The sequence below is a fragment of the Pseudomonas sp. B21-031 genome, from assembly GCF_024748985.1.
Taxonomy (GTDB): Bacteria; Pseudomonadota; Gammaproteobacteria; order Pseudomonadales; family Pseudomonadaceae; genus Aquipseudomonas; species Aquipseudomonas kermanshahensis.
The window spans coordinates 791,501-809,422 of sequence record NZ_CP087181.1; the positions used below are offsets into that span (position 1 = coordinate 791,501).

Here is a 17,922-nt window from a genome sequence, read left to right on the forward strand (position 1 = left end):
GTATGGCGTTGCTTTTGTGGCGGTGTTGAGACCGAGCGCCGCGCGGGCGGCGCTCGGTCTCAACAACACTGCAAAACCCAAGGCGTACGCGTTAGAATGCCCGATTGATTCAACCCTCCGGATACCCGCCCCGTGCTGACCGAACCCCGTCGCCGCGCCTACCTCTCCGCCATGCAAGTGGTGCACTGGCTGCCGCGCGCCGAACTGCCGTTCGCCGCACCGTCGCGCCCCGAACTGTTATTGCCGGTGGCGCCGGTCGAAGACATCGACTTCGAGGTCAGGCCTGCACCAGCGGCCAACCAGCCGGCGCCAGCCGCCCCTCAGGCGCGATCTGGCGAACGCCCGAAAATCGAAATTCCGCGCCCTGGCAGCACCGCAAAGCCCGCCGCCAAGCCAGCCGAAGCGGAACCAGAAGCACCCGCACCGCGCCCGGCTCCGGTGCCGCCGCCACGCTTCTCGCTGCAGTTGCTGCGCGCCGGCAGTTGCTTGCTGTTGGTGGAACTGGCCACCGGCCAGCCGTTCCAAAGCCGCGACCCGTCCTACCTGCTGCTCAAGGACATGCTGCGCGCCGCCGGCCTGCCCGACGCCCCGCAGATCATCGGCGAGCCGGTACGCTGGCCGTTGCTGGTGCGCGGCAACATGGACCAGGGCCCGGACGCAGCACGCGATTTTGTCCAGGGGTTCATTCAGGCACGCCTGGAAGAAGCCCCATGCAACTGCTTGTGGCTGATCGGCCTGCCCGCGCTGCGCTTCGCCGGCAATGCCGACGCGCACACCTACTACCAAGTACTGAAGCTCGAGGGCCTGGGCGACGCCTGGGCCTTGCCGGGCCTTGAACTGTTGATGGACGAGCCGCAGCGCAAGGCGGACGTCTGGAAAGCCATGCGCCAGCTGATGGCGCGCTGGAAGAGCGTTGAATGAGTGAATCGATCAGTTTCCGCCCGATGACCGAGGCGGATCTGGATGCCGTGCTTAAGATCGAATATGCCGCGTTCAGTCATCCCTGGACCCGCGGAATCTTTCAGGATGCGCTCAAGTCCTACGAAGTGTGGCTGATGTTCGATGGCCAGCAGCAGGTCGGCCACGGCGTGATCAACGTGATCATCGACGAGGCGCACCTGCTGAACATCACCGTCAAACCCGAGAACCAGGGGTGTGGCCTGGGCCTGCGGCTGCTCGAGCACCTGATGGCGCGAGCTTACCAGCTCAATGGGCGCGAGTGTTTCCTGGAGGTGCGCGCCAGCAACCAGTCGGCCTATCGGTTGTACGAGCGCTACGGGTTCAACGAAATCGGCCGCCGCCGTGACTACTACCCGGTCGCAGGTGGCCGTGAAGATGCCCTGGTGATGGCCTGCACCCTGTTCGAGGAGTGACCCCTCAGGCGCAGGTCCAGTCACACAGGTACAACCTGATGAGGCAAGACCATGCACGACCTGCAGGAACTGATCGATAACAATGCGCGCTGGGCCGATGCCATCACCCAGCGTGACCCCGATTTCTTTGCCAAACTGGCCCGTCAGCAAACCCCGGAATTCCTCTGGATCGGCTGCTCCGATGCGCGTGTGCCGGCCAACGAGATCGTCGGCATGTTGCCCGGCGACCTGTTCGTCCACCGCAATGTCGCCAACGTCGTGCTGCACACCGACCTTAACTGCCTGTCGGTGATCCAGTACGCCGTCGAAGTGCTCAAGGTCAAACACATTCTGGTCACCGGCCACTACGGCTGCGGCGGCGTGCGCGCCGCCATGCAGGACCGCCAGTTAGGCTTGATCGACGGCTGGCTGCGTTCGATTCGCGACTTGTACTACGAAAAGCGCGGTGAGCTGGCCAAGCTTGAAACCGAAGAGGCGCAGGTCGATCGCCTGTGTGAGCTGAACGTGATCCAGCAGGTCGCCAATGTGGCCCACACCAGCATCGTGCAGAACGCCTGGCACCGTGGGCAGGAGCTGTCGGTGCATGGCTGCATCTACGGCATCAAGGACGGGCGTTGGAAGAGCCTGGACACCACCATCAGCGGGTTCGCCCAACTGCCGCCGCAGTATCGATTGCGGGCGTTGGACTAACGGCAAAAACCATAGGAGCTCCCACAGGTGTGGGAGCCTCTCTATAACTGCGCTATACCTGAGGTATTGTCGTGGTGACCAGTCGCGGCGATGGGCTGCCAAGCGGCCCCAATTACAGGCCATGAGGCTTGAGCCGGGAGTAGGGATGACAGGGACGAAGTGGCTACTGCTGGTGGCGGGGATGTGGGCGGTCAATGCGGCGCAGGCCGATGACCGCGACGTGTGGATGTTCGCCCAATGGGCTGGCGATCATCAGACTCGCCCGTTCCGCGAGATGCTGGTAGACGCCCGCTTGTACGGGGTGGTGCCTATTCACCAACTGCTTCGCTCGGCCTCGGACTGGAAGCTGTGCCGGGCGTCGCCGTTTGCGGTGCCGCCGGCCAGCCAATGGCCGGCGGTGCGCTCGACGCTGTCGCTGCTCAGAACCCTCGGCGATCAAGGCATCCTGCGCCAGTTCGAGGTGGTTTCGGCCTACCGTGACCCGCGCCTGAACGTCTGCGCCGGTGGCGCCGCCAACAGCGCCCACACCCGCGCCTTCGCCGTCGATATGTTGTTGCCGGCTTGGGCCGACCCCAACCCGTTGTGCCGTTTCTGGCAACAGCATGGCCAAGCCTGGAACATGGGCCTGGGCCGCTACCCGTCAGGTCGTATTCATGTCGACACGGCCGGCTACCGCACTTGGGGTGGCGATGGCAGCGCCGGGTCGTCGTTCTGTATCAAACCCAAGTGAGCCAGGCAGGCCTGGCATTCGTCGATCACCCATTCGGCGAAGCGCTGGCGCTTGCCTCCCTCGTCCAGCGGCTGCGGGCTGAGCAGGTGGTAGGCCGAGCCGTCGCGCAGGAAGCCGAAAGGGGCCTGCAGTTGGCCGCTGTCGAGCTCGTCGCGCACCATCAAGGCTGACCCCATGGCCAGGCCCAGGCCCGCACTGGCGGCCTGGATCGACAAGTAGAAATGCTCATAGTCGCTGCGCTCGGTGTGCGCGGCCCTTTGTTCGCTCAGGCGTAGCCAGGTGGGCCAGGCGCTGGGCCGTGTGCGGCTGTGCAACAGGCGCTGGCCGTCCAGGCCGGTGGTGGCGCCGGGGCGGCAGACTGGGCCGATCCATTCGTCGCAGATCTTGCGGTGATGCAGTTGACGGTCCCAGTGGAAGTCATCGCGGCGCAGCGCCAGGTCGACGCCGCTGCGCGCGAAGTCCAGCGGCCCACCGGCGGCTACCAGATGCAGTTGCAGGTCGGGGTGGGCGCTGTGGAAGCGGGGCAGGCGCGGGATCAGCCAGCGCATGGCGATGGTGGGCTCGCAGGAGAGCACCAGCACGTTGTCGCGCTCCTGCTGTTGCAGGCGCTGCACGGCGCCTTCGAGCTGTTCGAACATGGCCTGGGTGGTGCCATGCAGCGCTCGGCCGGCGGCGGTGAGGAAGATGGCCCGGTTGCGGCGCTCGAACAGTTCGATGCCGAGGCTTTCCTCAAGTAGCCGTACCTGCCGGCTGACCGCGCCGTGGGTGACATGCAAGCGCTCGGCGGCGCGCACGAAGCTTTCGGTTTCGGCGGCAATGTCGAAGTAGCGGAAGGCGTTGAGAGGGGGCAGTTTCATGGTTTTGTGGTGCCTGTTCCGGCCTCTTCGCGGGCAAGCCCGCTCCCACAAGGATCGCGCACTCATGAAGTGTGCACAGCACCTGTAGGAGCGGGCTTGCCCGCGAAGAGGCCAGTACAAGCACTTCACCTCTGTGAGAAAAACTATCGAATATCCGCCACTATAAATCGATTTTTAGCGGCCCATAAGCCCAGGATAATCGGCGCGTCTGTGCATTTTCATCGCCAATCGAGACCTGCCAATGACCGAACTCATCGCTGTAGCCCTGTTCACCATCCTTGCCGTCATCAGCCCGGGGGCCGACTTCGCCATGGTCACCCGCAGCAGTTATGCGCAGGGCCGTAAAGCCGGACTGGCGGCTGCCGTGGGGATCGCCTTGGGTGTGCAGGTGCATGTGCTGTATACGGTGCTGGGCATCGCTGTGATCATCAGTCAGAGCCCATCCCTGTTCCTGTTCATGAAGGTCGTGGGGGCGGGGTATCTGATCTACCTAGGCTACAAATCGCTGACCAACACCACGCGTATCCGCCTCGACGGCATTGGCCAAGACACCGGCGCCAGCCTGTGGGCGGCACTGCGCACGGGGTTTTTAACCAATGCCCTGAACCCCAAGACCATGCTCTTCGTCATCAGCGCCTACACCCAGGTGGTGCAGCCGGGCAGCCCGCTGGCGCTGGACTTCGCTTACGGCGCGTTCATGTCGTTTGCCCATTGGGTGTGGTTCAGTTTGGTGGCGGTGTTCTTCTCCAGCACGGCGTTGCGCAAGGCGATGATCGAGCGGCAAGTCATGATGGACCGAGTGATTGGCCTGGCGCTGATCGGCCTTGGTCTGGCAGTTGTAATGGCGAGTGTGCGCTGACAGGGCAGGGTGGGCACCTGGTATTTCTATCAGTTGTAGCGATGTGATCGCATCAGGCAGGATCCTTCGGACAGGCAAGTGAAAACCTGCGTCAAGCCGGTGATTGCATGTCGGGTAGTGGCAATTTAGAATAGAATCATTCCCATTTGCGAAGCCTCGCGATGAAAATACCTCCATTTCCCGCCGCAGACTGCCTGGATGACTGGTTCAGGGGCTGTCACCAGTGGCTGCTGGTGTGGTTGCGCCAATGCCTCAATGGGGTGCAGCCATGAGCCCAGAAATCCTACACGAAGCCGTCGAATGGCTGGCGCGCCTCGACGGCCAGCCCAGTGGCCGCGAGCGCAAGGCTTTTCGTGTCTGGCTGGCACAAGATGAAGAGCACATCGAAGCCTTTAAGCGCATGCAGGAAACCCTGACCTCTTCGCACGAGCATGCGCCTGCCGCGCGCACGGCTCTGACAATTAAAGTGCTGGCCCTGGTGGTAGTGCTAGCACTGCTTACAGCTGTGTGGGTTTAGCACATCGCACTGGGTCAGTTGCCGGAGAGGCCGTAACTTTTTCGCAGGCAAAGAAAAAGGGCCTACCTTTCGGTAAGCCCTTTATCATGTTTGGTGGCTACACAGGGACTTGAACCCCGGACCCCAGCATTATGAATGCTATGCTCTAACCAACTGAGCTATGTAGCCAATGGCGCGCATTATTCCCTTGTGATGCCCCTCTGTCAACACTCATTTCAAAAAAAATTTGCACGCTTTCAAAAACTTAGCCGCCAGGCCCGCCTTCAGCGAACGATCAGCCAGTGCCCGAGCATGCTGTGCAGCTGCAATTGCTGGGCGCTGGCCAGTGCGGCGAGGCTTTCGGCAGGGCGGTCGAGGTTGAAATCGCCGCTCACGCGCCGATGGGCGGTGTGTGCGTCGACTATCCATAGACGTTCGCCCTGGTAGCCCGCCAGGCGTTCCAGCACCTGCCCAAGCGGCATATCGGTGGCGCGCAGGCGGCCGTTGCGCCAGCTGTCGGCGGTCTTCGGATCGGCCTTTTGCACAGTATCCATCCGTGTGCCATCAAAGCTCACCCGTTCACCCGCCGAGACCAGGCGCTGCTCGCCGCCCTGCACAACCATGGCCTTGCCACTGAGCACCACCAGTTCGTCGTGGTGCGCATAGCGCGCGATTTGCAGGCGGGTACCAAATACCTGGATGCGCGCATCGCCCACTTCTACCTCCATGGCCCGGCCGTCAAGCAGGACCTCCAGGTACACCTGGCCTTGCACCAGGTGCAGCTGGCGGGTACGGCCACGCAGGTCGACGTTCATCGCGCTGGCGCTGTCCAGGTGCAGGGTCGAGCCGTCGGGCAGGCGCAAGCTGCGGCGTTCGCCCACGTCGGTGTGCAGTTCGCTGCCCAGGCGTTGCATCAGTGGCCAATACACGTAGGCCAAAGCGCCCAGCACCAGCAAAAACAGCAGCGCCAGCCATTTGCCCAAGTGACTGCGGCGCGTGTTTATCTGCCGCGGTCGGGGGCGTGCCGGTGGCGGTTGCAGCTGTTGCCAGAAGGCTTCCAGTTCAGCGTAGGCTTGGGCGTTCTGCGGCGCCTGGCACCAGGCAGCAAACACCTGGCGTTCGCCTTCGTCACAGCCGGGCTGACGCAAACGGGAAAACCACTCCAGGGCTTCCTGCTGAGGGTCGGGCTGCGGTTGCTTGGCGGGCATCGGGCTCATGGGATCGGTCTGCTCACGATAGGGGCCGTTTCGCCCAACGATGACAGGGGAATGAGTCGAGGATGCTAATTATATTGAGAACCATTTACAAGTACGTTTCGACGGAGGGATAAAAAAGGTAGCTATGTATCTATTTGTTTCCCGATAATCGGATCCCAAACCTGCGGACGGAGATTCAGGCACATGGCCATCAGTAGCACCTCCACGGCGTCCACCAGCGCAGCGGCGAACCCTGCCAACCCGTTGGTGATGCGCATCATCGGCTTCTGCGCCCTGGCGCACTTGATCAATGACCTGATCCAGTCGGTGCTGCCGGCGATCTACCCGATGCTCAAGGCCAACTACGACCTGAGCTTCGCCCAGATCGGCATGATCACCCTGACATTCCAGATAACCGCCTCGCTGCTGCAGCCTTGGGTTGGCTTCTTTACCGACCGCCGGCCCGCACCCAACCTGCTGCCGATGGGCACCCTGTGCACGCTGGTGGGGATCGTCATGCTGGCCTTTGTCGGCAGCTTCCCGATGATTCTGCTGGCCTCGGCGCTGGTGGGCATTGGTTCATCCACCTTCCACCCCGAAACCTCGCGCATCGCACGGCTGGCCTCGGGCGGGCGATTTGGCCTGGCCCAATCGACCTTCCAGGTAGGCGGCAACACCGGCTCGGCGTTGGGGCCACTGCTGGCGGCGGCAATCGTCATCCCGTTCGGGCAGACGCACGTGGCCTGGTTTGGCCTGGCGGGGCTGTTCTTCTTCGCCGTGACCCTGATGCTGCGCAGCTGGTACAAGGAGCACCTCAACCAGGCCAAGGCCCGCAAGGCGGTGCAGGCCACCCATGGCATCTCGCGCAAGCGGGTGATCGCGGCGCTGATCGTGCTGGGCCTGTTGGTGTTCTCGAAGTACTTCTACATGGCCAGCTTCACCAGTTACTTCACCTTCTACCTGATCGAAAAGTTCGACGTTTCGGTGGCCAGCTCGCAGCTGCACCTGTTCCTGTTCCTGGGCGCGGTGGCGGCCGGTACCTTCTTTGGCGGGCCGATCGGTGACCGTATCGGGCGCAAGGCGGTGATCTGGTTCTCCATTCTGGGCGTGACGCCGTTCACCCTGGCGCTGCCGTATGCCGACCTGTTCTGGACCTCCGTGCTGAGCGTGGTGATCGGCTTCATCCTGGCCTCGGCGTTTTCGGCCATCGTGGTGTATGCGCAGGAGCTGGTGCCGGGCAGCGTGGGCATGATTGCCGGGATCTTCTTCGGGCTGATGTTCGGCTTCGGCGGTATTGGCGCGGCGCTGCTGGGTTATGTCGCGGACTTGCGCGGTATTGAGTACGTGTATGGCGTGTGCTCGTTCCTGCCGTTGTTCGGGTTGTTGGCGGTGTTCCTGCCGTCTACCGGCAAGCGTTGAGCCTGTAAGGGGCTGCTGCGCAGCCCAATCGCCGGCAAGCCCGCTCCCACGTCAATTTTTAGAAATTGCGCAAGGACAGTTGCTCCCACAAGGAGCAGCCCTGCCGAGCACAGGACTGGCCGGAATAGGTCGTGCGGCGGCCCCCTGACGATTGACGGCCCGACCACCGTTAGCCTAGAGTGCCGCCTCTTTTCTCCAACCTGCGTAGCCAAAGCAATGCGCCGTAACCCGTCCCTCCCACCTGCTCGCCAGCCTGCACTCCAGGCCCTGCGTCGTGCGTGGCCGAGCGACACGGTGCTCAAGCGTCGGCGCAGCGTGCTGTTTGCCTTCACCTTCTCGCCTCACCTTGCCCTGAACTGATCCGCGCTTTTGCGTCGTCCGCCGTCTCGGCGTGCGCGCTCGTGTTTGCTCGTCTTTTCGGTTTGCAAGGAGTGGTAAATGAACATGCGTTTGCTGGCGGGCCTGTTGTTCGCCGTGTCGGTGGTGGGCTTTAGCCTCGGGGCCAGCCTGCCGTTGGTGTCGTTGCGCCTGCATGAGGCCGGCGCAGGCACGCTGGAAATCGGCATTATTTCGGCCATCCCGGCAGCAGGGATGATGCTTTCGGCATTCATGGTCGACGCCTGCTGCCGGCGCCTGACCCGGCGCACCATCTACTTGCTCTGCTTCAGCCTGTGCACCGTCAGCATCGCCTTGCTGGAGTCGGCTTTCGACTCGATCTGGCTGCTGGCGTTGCTGCGCTTGGGCCTGGGCATCGGCATGGGTATCGCCATCATTCTGGGCGAGTCCTGGGTCAACGAGCTGTGCCCCGAGCACAATCGCGGCAAAATCATGGCCCTGTACGCCACCAGCTTTACCGGCTTCCAAGTACTCGGCCCGGCAATGCTGGCCGTGCTGGGCGCCGACAGCCCATGGATCACCGGCGTGGTCACCGCCTGCTATGGCCTGGCGCTGCTGTGCATCGTGCTGACCGTGCCCAATGATTACGTCGAGCATGAAGAAGGCGAAAAAAGCTTCGGCCTGGCCGGGTTCTTCCGCGTGGCGCCGGCCTTGTGCGTCGCGGTGCTGTTCTTCTCCTTCTTCGACGCCGTGGTGCTGTCGCTGCTGCCGGTGTACGCCACCAGTCACGGCTTTGCCGTGGGGGTGGCGGCGCTGATGGTGACCGTGGTGTTTGCTGGCGACATGCTGTTCCAGCTGCCTTTGGGCTGGTTGGCCGACCGGGTCGAGCGCACCGGGCTGCACCTGGTGTGCGGCCTGGTGGCGATGCTGATCGGCATCGGCCTGCCGTGGCTGCTGCAGATGACCTGGTTGCTGTGGCCGCTGCTGGTGGTGCTGGGCGCAGTGGCGGGGGGCATCTACACCTTGGCGCTGGTGCTGATTGGGCAGCGCTTCAAAGGGCAGGACCTGGTCACGGCCAATGCCAGCGTCGGCTTGCTGTGGGGGGTGGGCAGCCTGATCGGGCCGCTGGTCAGTGGCGCGGCGATGGATGTGGCACCGCACGGGTTGCCGATGGCGCTGGCGATCATGGCAGGGTTGTTCGTCTGTTTTGCCCGGCAGTCGTACCGGCGGGCAGGGCGCTTGCGCGCGGTGGCGGACTGACCACGCGGGGTTCAGGCGGCGTCGATGCTCACCCAGTAGCGTGTGCGGTACTCGACCCGCACCGGCAGGCTGCGCGTGAGCAATTGCAGAATCTGCCCGGTATCGGCCAGCTGGTAGGTGCCGGACACTTTGAGGTGTGCCACTTCGTCGGCGCAGCGCAGCAGGCCCGGGCGGTAGCGGGCCAGCTCCGCCGCGAATTCGCCGAGAGGCATCTGCTGCACGCTGAGCACGCCGTCGGTCCAGCCCCAAGGGTCGCTGCGCAGGTTCACGGCCTGCAAGCTGCCGTTGGCCTGCACCTGCAAGGTTTCGCCAGCCTGTACCAACCGCGCTGAAGGCGACGCGGGGAACAGCGTGACTTCGCCACGGCGTACGGCCACCAACAAGCCATTGTCGTTTTCGCGCAGCAGCAGTTGCCCGTCGAGTGTGCCCAAGGTGCCGACAAGGGTATCGATGCGGAAAGGGCGGCTGTCGTTGGCGTTGGCGTCCAAGCTGACCTCGCCCCGTATCAGTTCGAGCAGTCGTTGTTCGCTGCTGTAGTGCAGGTCGATGGCACTGGCGGTGTTGAGCTGGATACGGCTGCCATCACTGCCTTGCAATTGCCGACGTTCACCCGCCGCGGTGCTGCTGTCGGCCAGTAGCTGCGGCAGGCCCAAGGGCGCGCGTGCGGCCCAGCCCAGGCTGCCGCCAACGGCCAACAGCGCCAGCAGCTTGAGGTGGTCCCGGCGGCTGCTGTGCTGGCGCTGGCTGGCGTCGAGGGTGCGTCGGCTCAGTGCCTTGGGCAACCCGGCCAGCTCGTCGCTGAGGCTGCTGACACGCTGCCAGGCCTGAGGGTTTTGTGGGTGGCTGGCCAGCCATTGCTGGAATTGCCGCTCGGTACGCGGGCTGGGGGTGTCGAAGCGCAGTTTCACCAGCCAGTCGATGGCCTGGTCGACCTGGGATTGTGCGGGGGCGTTCTCAGCGTTCGACATAACGCAACCGGTAGCAGACACCCAGGGCCTTGGCCAAGTCGCGCTCGATGGTCGCGCGGGACACATCCAGCTGCTGGGCGATCTGCGCGATGCTCAGCCCGTCGATCTGGGCCAGCAGAAAGGCCTGCCGCACCCGCGGCTTCAGCGCCTGCAGGGCGCGGTCGAGGCGTTCCAGCGTATCGAGGATGACCAGCCGGTGTTCCTCGCTGGGCACTTCGGCTTCAGGCAGGTGGGCCAGGCTTTCCTGATAGGCCCGCTCCAGGGCGCGGCGGCGGAACTGGTCGATCATCAGCCCACGGGCGATGGCGCTGAGGTAGGCGCGGGGCTCCTTGAGCGGTGAGGCCTGACGGGCACGCAAGACCCGGACGAAGGTATCCTGGGCCAGGTCGGCAGCATGCTCATGGCACCCGACCCGGCTGCGCAGCCAGCTACTTAGCCAGGCGTGATGGGACTGATAGAGCAGAGCGACCTCGGTGGGCTTGAGCGTGTCGTTGATCTGCATCGTATCGAAGGCCTGATCCCGTGAGCGTGCGCGATTGTGAATAGTTCTCAATTCTATGCGGGTAACGCGCCGCAGAGCAATGGTATGCCAGGAATTAGCCGCGCAAGATCCGGCGTTTCGCCGATGAACGGTTGGGCTAAGCTTGGCCTCTAGTCGACGTGTTGGAGCCGCTATGATCCTGGCTGACCTTTCGCCCGAAGCCTACCGGGAAGCTGCCCGCTACCTGGCCGAGTCGGACCCGGACTGGGCGCGGCATATCGCAGCGATTGGGCCGTGCCTGCACCAGGCGACGCCGGGACGCGAGCCTTATGAGGCGCTGGTACGGGCGATTGCCTACCAGCAATTGCATGCACGCGCTGCCGAGTCGATTTTGCGCCGGCTGTTGGCGCTGTTCCCCGCAGGCGGCTTTCCCGCACCGCAGCAATTGCTGGCTGTAACGCCAGAGGCGATGCGTGCGTGCGGCTTTTCGGCGAGCAAGGCAGCCACGGTTCAGGGCATTGCCCAGGCCCGCCTGGCGGGTGTGGTGCCCAGCCGTGAGGAGGCGCTGGCCATGCCCGATGAAGCGTTGATCGAACGCCTGGTGGCCCTGCGCGGGGTAGGGCGCTGGACGGTGGAGATGTTGCTGATCTACTGCCTTGAGCGTTCGGACATTCTGCCGGTCGACGACTTCGCGGTGCGTGAGGGGTATCGTCGGCTCAAGGGGCTGGAGAAGGCACCGACGCCGGCGCAGATGCGCTCGCTGGGCGGTGGCTGGCGCCCGTTCCGGACCGTGGCAGCCTGGTACCTGTGGCGGGCCTGAGGTGTTTGCTGTGCCTGCACCGGCTTGCCCGCGAAGAGGCCGGTACAGGCGATAAAGATAAGAGGTATCCCGCGATGAAACCCTACACAACCTCCGAACAACGCTGGCAGGCCGTGCAGGCTCGCGACGGCAACGCCGCCGGTCACTTCGTCTACGCCGTGCGCACCACCGGTATCTACTGCCGCCCTGGTTGCAAAGCGCGCATGGCCAAGCGCGAGAACGTCGAGTTCTACAGTGACGCCGCCGCTGCCGAGGCTGCGGGTTACCGGCCCTGCAAGCGTTGCACGAGCGCGAGCCGTGCCACTGCAACCCGGCGTAGCGAACTGGTCACCCGCGCCTGCCGCCTGATCGAGGGCGAAGAGATTTCGCCGAATCTCGACCAACTCAGTGCACAACTGGCCGTCAGCCCCTTTCACCTGCACCGCCTGTTCAAGGCCGAAACCGGCTTGACCCCCAAGGCCTACGCTTCGGCATTTCGCGCCAGGCGCCTGCGCGAGCACCTGGAGAATGGCCAGCGCTCAGTCACCGATGCCATTTACGACGCCGGCTACAACTCCAACAGCCGCTTCTACGAAAGTGCCGAGCAACGCCTGGGCATGCGCCCCAAGGCCTACCGTGCCGGCGGGCAGGGGGCGACCATTCGCTTTGCGCTGGGCCAGTGTTCGCTGGGGGCGATATTGGTGGCGCAGAGCGAGAAGGGCATTTGCGCGATCCTGCTGGGTGATGACCCCGAGCCACTGCTGCACGCGTTGCAGGACCAGTTCCCAAACGCCCGGCTGATAGGCGGCGACAACGAATATGAACGCGTGGTCGCCGAGGTGGTGGGCTTTGTCGAAGCGCCAGCACTGGGCCTGGCGCTGCCTTTGGATGTGCAAGGCACGGCTTTTCAGGAGCGGGTCTGGCAGGCCCTGCGCGAGGTGCCGGCCGGCTGTCGGGTCAGTTACACCGACATCGCCGAGCGTATCGGCGCACCCAAGGCGGTGCGTGCGGTGGCCATGGCCTGCGCCGCCAACCGCATTGCCGTGGCTATCCCGTGCCACCGGGTGGTACGCCGCGATGGCGATATCAGCGGCTATCGCTGGGGCGTCGAGCGCAAGCAGCAACTGCTCAAGCGAGAAACGGCACTCTCCTGATCGCCTCAAGCCGCGTAGAATCCCCCGCCAAATCGAAATGTATAGAGGAATGTTCGATGAGGCGTGTCAGCCTTGCCCGTTATTGCCTAGGCGTATTGGCCCTGATGGTGGCGTTGGCCACCCCGGCCTGGTCCGCCCCGGCCACGCCAGTCTCCAGCCTGGCCGCTGCCGAACTGCCGGTGCTCGAAGAAAACGCGAGCCTTGAGCAACTGAATGACCGACTCGACGAGATCCGCCAGGGCGTCACCAGCAACGCCAATGACGACGTGCTCTCGCAGTTGCGCCAGGCCGCCATGCAGGTTCAGCGTCAGGCCGATGCACTCAGTGCGCTGCGGACCACCGACGTCGAGGGCCTGGACGACAAACTCAAAGTGCTTGGCCCGCCCCAGCCGGACGAGACCGCGACCATCACGCTTCAGCGCAAGGACCTCGAGGCGCAGAAAAAGTCCTTACTGGCCGAGCAGGAACAGGCGACCAAGCTGACCCAGTCGGCCCGCGACCTGTCCACGCAGATCGTCAACCTGCGCCGCAGCCAGTTCAACTCGCAGGTCACCAGCCGCGCGACCAGCCCGCTGACCCCGGCGTTCTGGCAATCGCTGATCCGCCCTACCGCTGAAGACCTGAGTCGCCTGCGAGACCTGCGCGGCGAGGCGGCCGATGCCGTGGCCAGCGCGTTCAGTGCCGAGCATCGCTGGTTGTTCTTGACCAGCCTGGTGGCGGCAATCCTGGTCTGGACCTTGGTCCGTCGCCTGCTCGAACGCCTGCTGGCAGACGCCATGATCCGCTGGCTACCGGAAGGCCGCCTGCGCCGCAGCGCCTTGGCCCTGAGCGTCAGCCTGGCGACGCTGGGTACCATCGCTGGCTCCGTGTCACTGCTGCGCTGGGGCCTGGAAAGCAGCGCAGAGCTGGGTTCGGACATCGCCAGCCTGACCAACCATATCCTCACCCTGGTGGTGTTCAGCGCCTTCATTTCGGGCCTGGGCCGCGCCATGTTGATGCTGCAGCGCCCGTCCTGGCGCCTGCCACCCATCCACGATGAAGTGGCCAGCGCCCTGGGCTGGTTCCCCAAACTGCTGGCCCTGGCATTGATGGTGCTGCTGACCCAGGAGCGCATCAACAGCGTGATCGGCACCAGCCTGGCGCTGACCGTGGCCACCAACGGCCTGACCGCGCTGGTGGTGGCGGTGATCTTCTCGGTGGCCTTGCTGCGCTACCGCCGCACCTTGCGCAAGCATGACCTGGAGCGCCCGACCGGCCTGGCGGGGCTGATCCCCTTCGTCATCGTGGTGTGGGTGGGGTTGATCGTGCTGGCACTGCTGGCCGGCTTCCTGACCCTGGCCTACTTCCTGACCGCCAAGTTGCTGTGGATCAGCGTGGTGGCCACCTGCGCCTACCTGTTGACCACCTTCCTCGGTGACCTGTGCGAGACCCTGCTGTCGCCTCGTCAGCCCGGTGGCCTGGCCTTGGCGTCGACGCTGGGCCTGGCGCCGCGTCATCAGGCTCAGGCCAGCACGATTCTCGCCGGCATTGGTCGCACTGTGTTGCTGTTCCTTGCGGTACTGCTGGCCTTGACGCCGTCGGGCACCAGCCCCGGCGAATTGCTGCTCAGCCTCGGGGATTGGGACGACACCGGCGGCAAGATGCTCGGCAACATGAACATCGTGCCGCAGGACATCCTGTTGGCGGTGGTGATGTTCTTCGGCGGCATGTTCGGCATTCGTGTGCTCAAGCGCTGGTTGAGCGAGCGCCTGCTGCCAGAAACCGACATGGACGCCGGCATGCGCGCCTCGCTGGTGACGCTGGTGGGTTACCTGGGCTTCCTGTTCCTGGCCATGCTGGTGATGTCGACCCTGCGCATCAACCTGACCAGCCTGACCTGGGTGGTGAGTGCGCTGTCGGTCGGTATCGGTTTTGGTCTGCAGCAGATCGTGCAGAACTTCATCTCTGGCCTGATCCTGCTTACCGAGCGCCCGGTGAAGGTGGGCGACTGGGTCAGCCTGGCCGGTGTCGAGGGTGATATCCGCCGCATCAACGTGCGCGCCACCGAGATTCAGATGTCTGACCGCTCGACGGTGATCGTGCCCAACTCGCAGTTTATCTCGCAAAACGTGCGCAACGTGACCATGGGCAACGCCCTTGGGGTGGTCAGCATTACCCTGACCTTGCCGCTGGAAACCGATGCCAACCGTGTGCGGGAGTTGCTGCTGGCGGCGTATCAGGAGCACGAAGCGATTCTGGATGCCCCCGCGTGTTCGGTGTCGTTCAAGGACCTGACCACCAGCGGCATGGTCATTGGCGTCAGTGGTTACGTGGCGGGGCCGCGGCAGGTGTCGGGCACGCGCAGTGACCTACTGTTCACCATTCTTGGCCGGTTGCGCGATGAGGGCATCCCGCTGTCGTCGCCGCAAAGCATGGTGTTGGTGCAAGAGGGCGCGCGCCCGGCTGACGAGCCGGCGTGAAGCCGGGGCCGCACAGCGGCCCCGGCTTCAATGCTGCTTGGCCTGCCTGATCCTGACCAGGATCACCAGCAGCACTAACAGCACTGGCGGCGCCATCGCCAACAAGCCATCCCGCGCCGTCAGCCCCACCCCCAGCACATTCAGCCCGCCATACAGCAGCTTGAACAGGTTCAACAGGTAATAGGTGATGGCGATGATCGACAGCCCCTCCACCGCCCGCTGAATCTTCACCTGGGCGTCGGCCCGGGCATTGAGGCTGCGCAGGATCTCTGCGTTCTGCTCTTCCATCTCCACCTGCACCCGCGCCTGCAGCAGGTCCCCCAGGTTGGCGACATTCTTCGCCAACTGCTCCAGCCGTTGCTCGGTAGCTGCGCAGTAACGCACCGTGGGCTTGAAGCGGCGTTCGATGAACACGCCCAACCGCTGGCAATCGCCCACGTGGCTTTCGCGCAGTTCAGCCAACCGCTCGAACACCAGTTGCGCATACGCCTGGGTAGCGCCGAAGCGGTGGCGGGTCTTCACCGTGTGGCTGACCACCTGGCGCGACAGCAGGGCGATGGCATCGAGCAGCCCCTTGGAGTCGTGGCCATCGCCCCCGGCGCTGCGTTCGGACAGGCTCACCAGGGTCTTGTCGAAGGCGTCCAGCTCCTGGCTCAGGGCCTTGGCCGTGGTCAGGGTCAGCGAGGCCATCATGCGGTAGGTTTCAATCTCCAGCAGACGCCGGATCATGCGGCCCTGGCGATAGGCATTGAGGCGGCGATTGATGAACAGGAAGCGGTTGGTACCGTCCTCGGTCAGGCGAAAATCGCTCCACACCGACGCATCGCCACCGCCCACACAGGAGCCGCAGGGGTCTTTGAAACCGTAGTGGGTCAGGTCGAGGTCCTGTTCGTCGCGGACCAGCACCTGCACCGCATTGATCACCTGCGCCGTTTGCGGGGCGATGGCTTCGGCCAGCACCTGTGGCAGGGCTTGCCACTCGGTGTTGGCGGTGGAGCAGGGCACCACCAGGGTCAGGGTGAAGAACTCGGTGTGCCGTTCCCATTTGAACGGGTGCCCATCCAGCCGGGTGATGCCCTGCGCTGCGTTGATGTCCTGCGCCTCTGGGCAGCAGCGTTGCAGCAGCGCCGCGCACGCTGCATCGCCGCCGAGCAAGGCGAGGTGGAAGACATGGGCCGGGCCGTCGAAATACAGCGACGGGCGAGCGTGCAGTTCGTTGTGCAAGGCGGTGCGTTGAGGGTGCATGGTGGTCCGGCCTGGTGTTGTGATTGTGGGGGTACCAGGAAGTGGGACTTTGCGCGATGACTGAAAAGTCACGTGGCCATGAGGGCCTTTGTGAAACAGAATCAAGCGCAAAGCAAAAGCCCCTTGTGACATCCGTCAGCAAGGGGCTTCTTGACCAGCCGCTGGGGTTAACCCAGGCAGCGCGTCACATGCTTCACCGAGAGGTACCCCGACAACCCCCAGGGCCCGAGCTCGCGCCCGATCCCGCTGCCTTTGGTTCCGCCCCACGAGGTCTCGACGAATACTGCCTGCACCGAGTTGATCCACACGTGGCCAACCTCCAGCGCATCGGCAACGCGTTCGGCGCGTTCCAGGTCAGCAGAGCAGACCGTGGCCACCAGGCCGAAGCGGCTGTCGTTGGCTTCGGCGATCGCCTGCGCTTCAGTGGTGAAGCGCCGTGCACACAGCACCGGGCCGAAGATCTCTTCGGTCCACAGGCGGCTGTGGGCCGGGACGTCCACATACAGCGTGGGGCTGACGAACCAGCCGTCACGGTCCAGCGCTTTGCCACCGGCCAAGCATTGCAGGCCCTCTTCGCGTGCGGTGGCGAAGTAGCTGGCAACCTTCAGCCACTGCGCCTGGCTGGTCAGCGGGCCCATGTCCACTTCTTCGCTCAACGGGTTGCCCACCCGCAGGTTCTCCAGTGCCGCCTGCAAGCGCGGCAGCAGCGCATCGGCGATGCCGTCCTGCACCAGCAGGCGTGAGGTGGCCGAGCACATCTGCCCGGCGTTCCAGCTGATGCCGGCGACAATCCATTCCACGGCCTGGTCGACATCGCAATCATCGAACACCACGATCGCCGACTTGCCGCCCAGCTCCAGCGTCACGGGCCGGCATTGGGCAGAAGCGCTGCGCATCACCTGGCTGCCAACACTGTTGCTGCCGGTGAACGACAGCTTGTCCAGGCCTGCGTGGTTGCTCAGCGCCGCGCCGGTTTCGGCCTTGCCGTTGACGATGTTCAGCACGCCGGCGGGCAGGCCGAGGGCCTCGGCGATCTGGCCGTAAGCCTGCTCGATCAGCGGGGTGATTTCCGAAGGCTTGAGCACCACGGTGCAGCCTGCGGCCAAGGCGGGGGCGAGCTTCCAGGCGCTGGTCACCAGCGGGAAGTTCCACGGCACGATCAAGCCGACCACGCCGACCGGTTCCAGGCGGGTGCGGGCGGTGAAGCCGGGCGCAGCCAGGGGCACGTCGCGGTTCTTTTGCGGCAACTGCTCCGCCAGTTCGGCGTAGTAGTTGAAGGTGGCAATCGCGTCGTCCAGGTCGATTTCGGCCTCGTGGCGCGGCTTGCCGTTGTTGCGCATCTGCAGGGTGATCAACGCTTCACGGCGCTGCCCGAGCTGCTCGGCGAAACCGCGCAGGTACGCTGCACGTTCGCTGGCGCTGGTCTGTTTCCAGGTCGGCAGGGCTTCGCGCGCGGCGGCCACGGCTTGGTCGACCTGGGCAACGCTGGCGGCCATCAATTCGGCGAAAGGCTGGCCCAGTGCAGGGTCATTGACGCTGATGCAGTCGCTGCCTTGGCCTTCGACCCAGCGGCCGGCGATGTAGTGAGAAGTGGTCATGG

General features: G+C 64.3%; 17 protein-coding genes and 1 tRNA gene. 11 read left to right on the forward strand and 7 right to left on the reverse strand.

Features of this window, described 5'->3' with window-relative positions:
• The first annotated feature begins 132 nt into the window (after nt 1-132).
• The 4 genes from LOY53_RS03615 (at nt 133) to LOY53_RS03630 (ending at nt 2,793) form a co-directional block, all read left to right on the forward strand.
• Nucleotides 133-921 carry an energy transducer TonB gene (locus LOY53_RS03615; RefSeq protein ID WP_085274312.1) on the forward strand — a complete coding sequence of 263 codons (789 nt, stop codon included), beginning with the start codon at nt 133-135 and terminating at the stop codon, nt 919-921.
• On the forward strand, nt 918-1,373 hold the full coding sequence (gene rimI / locus LOY53_RS03620; protein WP_099452868.1) for a ribosomal protein S18-alanine N-acetyltransferase: 456 nt from the start codon (nt 918-920) through the stop codon (nt 1,371-1,373). The genes LOY53_RS03615 and rimI overlap by 4 nt, the downstream gene beginning before the upstream one ends.
• Nucleotides 1,374-1,424: 51 nt before the next feature.
• A complete protein-coding gene (gene can, locus LOY53_RS03625) occupies nt 1,425-2,063 on the forward strand; it encodes a carbonate dehydratase (protein WP_027594511.1) in 639 nt (212 codons plus the stop codon).
• A 145-nt stretch (nt 2,064-2,208) separates the two neighbouring features.
• On the forward strand, nt 2,209-2,793 hold the full coding sequence (locus LOY53_RS03630; RefSeq protein WP_258703611.1) for a D-Ala-D-Ala carboxypeptidase family metallohydrolase: 585 nt from the start codon (nt 2,209-2,211) through the stop codon (nt 2,791-2,793).
• On the opposite strand, the gene LOY53_RS03635 is transcribed toward LOY53_RS03630, so the two are convergent.
• Nucleotides 2,733-3,650 carry a LysR substrate-binding domain-containing protein gene (locus LOY53_RS03635; RefSeq protein WP_258703612.1) on the reverse strand — a complete coding sequence of 306 codons (918 nt, stop codon included), beginning with the start codon at nt 3,648-3,650 and terminating at the stop codon, nt 2,733-2,735. The genes LOY53_RS03630 and LOY53_RS03635 overlap by 61 nt on opposite strands.
• Nucleotides 3,651-3,891: 241 nt before the next feature.
• Here LOY53_RS03635 and LOY53_RS03640 point away from each other — a divergent pair, with 241 nt between their 5' ends.
• A complete protein-coding gene (locus tag LOY53_RS03640; protein ID WP_252826652.1) occupies nt 3,892-4,509 on the forward strand; it encodes a LysE family translocator in 618 nt (205 codons plus the stop codon).
• A gap of 268 nt (nt 4,510-4,777) precedes the next feature.
• Entirely contained in the window at nt 4,778-5,026 is a 249-nt protein-coding gene (locus LOY53_RS03645; RefSeq protein ID WP_099452872.1) for a DUF4880 domain-containing protein, read from the forward strand.
• 91 nt (nt 5,027-5,117) lie between these two features.
• Here the strand turns inward: LOY53_RS03645 and LOY53_RS03650 are convergent.
• Together LOY53_RS03650 and LOY53_RS03655 are read right to left on the reverse strand one after the other, a co-directional pair.
• Nucleotides 5,118-5,194 (reverse strand) — tRNA-Met (locus tag LOY53_RS03650).
• Nucleotides 5,195-5,289: 95 nt separating this feature from the next.
• Complete coding sequence (locus LOY53_RS03655; protein ID WP_258704153.1) at nt 5,290-6,213, reverse strand: FecR domain-containing protein; 924 nt, start codon at nt 6,211-6,213, stop codon at nt 5,290-5,292.
• A 192-nt stretch (nt 6,214-6,405) separates the two neighbouring features.
• Between LOY53_RS03655 and LOY53_RS03660 the strand changes: the two genes are divergently transcribed.
• Nucleotides 6,406-7,620, forward strand: coding sequence for an MFS transporter (locus LOY53_RS03660; RefSeq protein ID WP_258703613.1), 1,215 nt, complete (start codon nt 6,406-6,408; stop codon nt 7,618-7,620).
• Between the two features lie 438 nt (nt 7,621-8,058).
• Nucleotides 8,059-9,216 carry an MFS transporter gene (locus LOY53_RS03665; protein WP_027594504.1) on the forward strand — a complete coding sequence of 386 codons (1,158 nt, stop codon included), beginning with the start codon at nt 8,059-8,061 and terminating at the stop codon, nt 9,214-9,216.
• Between the two features lie 11 nt (nt 9,217-9,227).
• On the opposite strand, the gene LOY53_RS03670 is transcribed toward LOY53_RS03665, so the two are convergent.
• Nucleotides 9,228-10,184, reverse strand: coding sequence for a FecR domain-containing protein (locus tag LOY53_RS03670; RefSeq protein WP_258703614.1), 957 nt, complete (start codon nt 10,182-10,184; stop codon nt 9,228-9,230).
• The gene (locus tag LOY53_RS03675; protein ID WP_099428301.1) at nt 10,171-10,686 is read right to left on the reverse strand and encodes a sigma-70 family RNA polymerase sigma factor; all 516 of its coding nucleotides are present in this window, start codon (nt 10,684-10,686) and stop codon (nt 10,171-10,173) included. Before LOY53_RS03675 ends, LOY53_RS03670 begins: the two co-directional genes overlap by 14 nt.
• Before the next feature lie 172 nt (nt 10,687-10,858).
• Between LOY53_RS03675 and LOY53_RS03680 the strand changes: the two genes are divergently transcribed.
• From LOY53_RS03680 to LOY53_RS03690, 3 genes are all read left to right on the forward strand, one after another.
• Nucleotides 10,859-11,485 (forward strand): DNA-3-methyladenine glycosylase, encoded by a 627-nt coding sequence (locus LOY53_RS03680; protein WP_252826656.1) that lies wholly within the window; start codon nt 10,859-10,861, stop codon nt 11,483-11,485.
• Nucleotides 11,486-11,559: 74 nt separating this feature from the next.
• Complete coding sequence (ada, locus tag LOY53_RS03685) at nt 11,560-12,618, forward strand: bifunctional DNA-binding transcriptional regulator/O6-methylguanine-DNA methyltransferase Ada (protein WP_252826658.1); 1,059 nt, start codon at nt 11,560-11,562, stop codon at nt 12,616-12,618.
• Between the two features lie 56 nt (nt 12,619-12,674).
• Complete coding sequence (locus LOY53_RS03690; protein WP_258703615.1) at nt 12,675-15,077, forward strand: DUF3772 domain-containing protein; 2,403 nt, start codon at nt 12,675-12,677, stop codon at nt 15,075-15,077.
• A 27-nt stretch (nt 15,078-15,104) separates the two neighbouring features.
• Here the strand turns inward: LOY53_RS03690 and LOY53_RS03695 are convergent, their stop codons facing one another.
• Nucleotides 15,105-16,322 carry a DUF3422 domain-containing protein gene (locus tag LOY53_RS03695; RefSeq protein ID WP_252826661.1) on the reverse strand — a complete coding sequence of 406 codons (1,218 nt, stop codon included), beginning with the start codon at nt 16,320-16,322 and terminating at the stop codon, nt 15,105-15,107.
• Nucleotides 16,323-16,489: 167 nt separating this feature from the next.
• Nucleotides 16,490-17,920 carry an aldehyde dehydrogenase family protein gene (locus LOY53_RS03700; RefSeq protein WP_252826662.1) on the reverse strand — a complete coding sequence of 477 codons (1,431 nt, stop codon included), beginning with the start codon at nt 17,918-17,920 and terminating at the stop codon, nt 16,490-16,492.
• Between the last annotated feature and the right edge of the window lie 2 nt (nt 17,921-17,922).